This is a genomic window from Sphingomonas sp. LH128 (assembly GCF_000293195.2).
GTDB lineage: Bacteria > Pseudomonadota > Alphaproteobacteria > Sphingomonadales > Sphingomonadaceae > Novosphingobium > Novosphingobium resinovorum_A.
Genome location: NZ_ALVC01000364.1, coordinates 1 through 4,553, shown reverse-complemented (window position 1 = coordinate 4,553; position 4,553 = coordinate 1). Strand labels below are relative to the sequence as shown.

4 protein-coding genes and 1 pseudogene are annotated in these 4,553 nt (G+C 65.5%); 4 read left to right on the top strand and 1 reads right to left on the bottom strand.

Annotated features, from left to right (window positions below; translation table 11 throughout):
• Positions 1 to 232 precede the first annotated feature (232 nt).
• Positions 233 to 700: a hypothetical protein gene (locus LH128_RS25090; protein ID WP_313325810.1), complete on the bottom strand. Its 468-nt coding sequence runs from the start codon at positions 698 to 700 to the stop codon at positions 233 to 235.
• Between LH128_RS25090 and LH128_RS25085 the strand changes: the two genes are divergently transcribed.
• The 4 genes and pseudogenes from LH128_RS25085 to LH128_RS25070 all read left to right on the top strand — a co-directional run.
• Positions 699 to 1,190: a Dps family protein gene (locus LH128_RS25085; RefSeq protein WP_008832497.1), complete on the top strand. Its 492-nt coding sequence runs from the start codon at positions 699 to 701 to the stop codon at positions 1,188 to 1,190. The two genes, LH128_RS25090 and LH128_RS25085, sit on opposite strands and share 2 nt — an antisense overlap.
• Before the next feature lie 172 nt (positions 1,191 to 1,362).
• On the top strand, positions 1,363 to 3,570 hold the full coding sequence (locus LH128_RS25080; protein WP_008832496.1) for a catalase: 2,208 nt from the start codon (positions 1,363 to 1,365) through the stop codon (positions 3,568 to 3,570).
• The gene (locus tag LH128_RS25075) at positions 3,560 to 4,132 is read left to right on the top strand and encodes an ankyrin repeat domain-containing protein (protein ID WP_008832495.1); all 573 of its coding nucleotides are present in this window, start codon (positions 3,560 to 3,562) and stop codon (positions 4,130 to 4,132) included. Before LH128_RS25080 ends, LH128_RS25075 begins: the two co-directional genes overlap by 11 nt.
• Before the next feature lie 82 nt (positions 4,133 to 4,214).
• Positions 4,215 to 4,553 (top strand): annotated as a pseudogene (locus LH128_RS25070) (PAS domain-containing protein); the annotation flags it as partial.

Genomic DNA, 4,553 nt, shown 5'->3' with positions numbered 1-4,553 from the left:
CGGCCGACGAGGTGGCCGGCGGCGTTCTTGGCGATGGAACCGATGTTCATGGGACTTCTCCGTTTTCGAAAGCGTCCTCGAACCCCTTGTCCGGGACGCCAGTCCCTCACCCCCTCCTCTCCTCGGCCGTTCGGCCGAGCAGGCGCTGACAAGCGCCCATCATCGCCCGCGCCTTCCCGCGGCCGATGGCCTGAAACTGGCCCGTCTTGTCCGCGCAGTCCGGTCTTGAAGCCTAATGCTGCGAACCGAACAGGATCCGCTTGACCTCGATCTGGTGCGCGCCGTCGCGCTTGCCGGCGGCTGCGTCCATGTCTGCGCGCAGACGCGCGGCCAGATCATCCGGTATAAGCGCATAGGGCGCGACAAGCGCGATCGCGGCCTGGGGGTCGAGCAGTTCGCCCGGCTCGGTGCCGGCCCACAGCAGGATTTCGCCGTCCTCGTCCCCATCCTCATTATCGTGCCGGACGCTCTCGGCCTCGGGATCGTCGGCCTCGGGGATGCGCGAGAAGACCTGCGCAAAAAGGGTCTGGAGCGGGCGGTCGAAACCGACGACGGCGCACAGCACCTTCGGGCACTCGGGGCGGGGCGCAAGCCTATGACGGCTCATGATTTTGTCCTCCTCGCAAGTTGCTTGAATGGTTGGCGCTGCGACATCGCCGCCATATCTTCCCAGGTTCAATCCCAAGAAGGAGACAGCCATGGGCAAAGCCACCGAAGGCCATATCGATATCGGCATCGAGGAGAAGGACCGCGCAGCCATCGCCGAAGGTCTCTCCCGCCTTTTGGCCGATACCTATACGCTCTATCTCACCACCCACAATTTCCATTGGAACGTGACGGGCCCGATGTTCAACACGCTCCATGACATGTTCATGGTGCAATATACCGAGCTGTGGAACTCGGTCGATCTCATCGCCGAGCGCATTCGTTCGCTGGGACACAAGGCGCCGGGCTCCTACGCGCAGTTCAGCGCGCTGGCCTCGATCGACGATGCGCCCGCCGATCCGCCCAAGGCGCTCGACATGGTCGCCATCCTGGTGTCGGGCCATGAGGCGGTCGCGCGCACCGCGCGCTCGATCTTCCCGCTGGCCGACAAGGCGAGCGACGAGCCCACCGCCGATCTTTTGACGCAGCGCCTAACCGTGCACGAAAAGACGGCCTGGATGCTGCGATCGCTGCTGCAGAACTGAAGCGACTGACCGTTATCCGACAGGCGTGCCCGGGGCTCCGTGCGCCCTGTCGGACGAGGCGGCCCCTAATCTGCTCGGCCTGGGAAACTCAAAACCGTTCCGGGGGTTTGTCGTTCACACCCGCCCTGCGTCCCGCAGGGCGGTTTATCGACATGACCTGACAGGAGCTTCTATGCCCAGGAAACCCGCGACCGACAAAGATGTGCTCGTTCCTGCCGACATTGCGCCTGGCAAGCCCGTCTCGGGAGAGTCGCGGCAGAAGGCCTCGCCGGTGCCCGCCGATGCACAGCTGTCGGAAAGCTATGCTGAAAAACAGGGCGACGGCGGCGAGACCCACCAGGTCGCAGCCGACGGCGCGGCGGTGCTCACCACGAGCCAGGGCGCTCCGGTCGCCGACGACCAGAACAGCCTGAAGCAAGGCGCGCGCGGCCCGACGCTGCTCGAGGACTTCCACTTTCGCGAGAAGATCTTCCACTTCGACCATGAGCGAATCCCCGAGCGCGTGGTCCATGCCCGCGGCTATGGCGCGCACGGCTTTTTCGAGCTGACCGACAGCCTGGCGGACGTGACCCGCGCCGACATCTTCCAGCGCGTGGGCGAGCGCACCCCCGCCTTCGTGCGCTTCTCGACCGTGGCGGGCTCGAAGGGTTCGTTCGACCTGGCGCGTGACGTGCGCGGCTTCGCGGTCAAGCTCTATACCAAGGAAGGCAACTGGGATCTGGTCGGCAACAACATCCCGGTCTTCTTCATCCAAGATGCGATCAAGTTTCCCGACCTCGTCCATGCGGCAAAGCCCGAACCCGACCGCGCCTTCCCGCAGGCGCAGACCGCCCATGACAATTTCTGGGATTTCATCAGCCTGACCCCCGAATCCATGCACATGATCATGTGGGCCATGTCGGACCGGGCGATCCCGCGTTCATTCCGCACGATGGAGGGCTTTGGCGTCCATACCTTCCGGCTTGTCAGCGCCGAGGGCAAGTCGACCTTCGTCAAGTTCCACTGGAAGCCCAAGCAGGGCCTGCAGTCGGTGCTGTGGAACGAGGCGGTCAAGATCAACGGCGCGGACCCGGACTTCCATCGCCGCGATCTGTGGGAAGCGATCAATGGCGGCGACTTCCCCGAATGGGAGCTCGGCGTCCAGCTGTTCGACCAGGCCTTTGCCGACCAGTTCGACTTCGACGTGCTCGATGCGACCAAGATCATTCCGGAAGAGATCCTGCCCGTCCGGGTCGTGGGCCGTCTGGTGCTCGACCGGGTCGTCGACAATTTCTTCGCCGAGACCGAACAGGTTGCTTTCTGCACGCAGAATGTCGTGCCCGGCATCGACTTCACCAACGACCCGCTGCTCCAGGGGCGTAATTTCTCCTACCTCGATACGCAGCTCAAGCGCTTGGGCTCGCCCAACTTCACCCATATCCCGATCAACGCGCCCAAATGCCCCGTGGCCCATTTCCAGCAGGACGGGCACATGGCGATGACCAACCCCCGGGGGCGGGTCAATTATGAGCCCAACAGCTGGGGTGCGACGCTCGGCGGACCGCGCGAGGATCCGGTCCGGGGGTTCCGGAGCTTCGCCGAAGAGGCCGATGGCGCCAAGCTGCGCATCCGCCCGGAAAGCTTTGCCGATCACTATAGCCAGGCCCGGCAATTCTATGTGAGCCAGGAGCCGATCGAGCAGAAGCATATCGCCGATGCCCTGGTTTTCGAGCTCAGCAAGGTCGAACGCCCGGACATTCGCGCCCGTGTCGTCTCGCACCTCATCAACATCGACGACGGCCTGGCCGGCACCGTCGCGGACGGCCTGGGCCTTCCCGAATTGCCCGCGTCCGCACAGGCCGCGCAGCCCACCCGGAGCGATCTGCCCCCGTCCGAAGCACTGTCGATCGTGAAGAACGGACCGCCGAGCTTCAAGGGGCGCAAGCTGGGCATTCTCCTGAGTGACGGCGCCGATGCCGCGCTGTTTGGCGGCCTCGTCAAGGCGCTCGACAAGGTGGGCGCGGTCTATGACGTGATTGCTCCCAAGATCGGCGGCGTGACGCTCGATGATGGGACCAAGGTTGCGGCCAAGCAGAAGATCGACGGCGGACCTTCGGTGCTGTTCGACGCGGTGGCCATCGTCGTCTCGGCCGACGGCGCGGCGCTGCTTGCCGATGACGCCGCCACGCAGGACTTCGTGCGCGATGCCTTTGGCCATTGCAAATATATCGGCCTCACGCTCGATGCGCAGCCGATCTTTGCCAATGCCGGCATCCTCGACAAGCTCGACGACGCCTGTATCGAGCTTGGCGCCGCCAAGGATGCGGCGGCCTTCGTCGACACGATCGCGGCGCTGCGCTTCTGGCCCCGCGAACTCAAGGTCGACCTGGATGCCAAATGAGCCCGGCGATCTGCCGCCCCTGCCCTCGCCCGAGCGGCTGCGCGAACTGATGTTCGATGCGGCGAGGCTGGGGCGGACCGACGTGCTGCCGGCCCTGCTGCATGCGGGCTGCGCGGTCGAGGCAAAGGATGAGCGGGGCTATACCCCGCTCATCCTGGCGGCCTATCATGGGCATGACGAGGCCGTGGCGCTGCTGCTCGATCACGGCGCCGATCCCGAGGCGGGTGATGCCGCGCGCGGCAACACCGCGCTGATGGGCGCGGCGTTCAAGGGCTTCACATCGGTCGCCAGGCTGCTTCTCGAGCGCGGGGCCGACGCCGAGACGACCAACAAGGCCGGCCAGACCGCGCTGATGCTAGCCGCGCTGTTCGACCGGCGAGAGATAGCCGATCTCCTGCTTGCGCAGGGCGCGGACCCCGAGCGATGTGACGCCGCGGGCAACTCGGCGCTGTCGGTTGCGCGCGACCAGAACAACGCCGCCATGGGCGAGCATTTGCGCGGCACTTGTCCTGCATCTCGGCCTGGGAGCCGGCGGGTAGAAAGCGCCATTCCTGCATCGTAGGATGGCCGAGGGCCGTTTGCCGGTTTCGCGCGAGGGCCCGCGCCGCTAGGCCATGCCATAAGGTTTTGAGGGGTTAGGTGTTTTGAACGAGACTGCGGCTTCGGGAATGCGCGCGGCGTTGCAGCAGATGTCAGTCGGGGTGTCGGTTGCCGAGGTCCCCTCCGGCGCCTTCGTCTTTCTGAACGAGGCGGGCGAGACCATATTGGGCAGCGCCCATGCGCCTGTCGATCTCGCCGATTATGCGGGCTTCGGCGCCGAGCATGCCGACGGCTCGGCCTATCGCCCCGAGGACTATCCGCTGGCCCGGGCCGCCACCAAGGGCGAAACGGTAACCCGCGAGCCAATGCTCTATCGCCGAGGGGACGGCGAACTGCGCCGCCTGGAAGTGAGCGCCTCGCGCGTGCGCGGCGATGACGGCCAG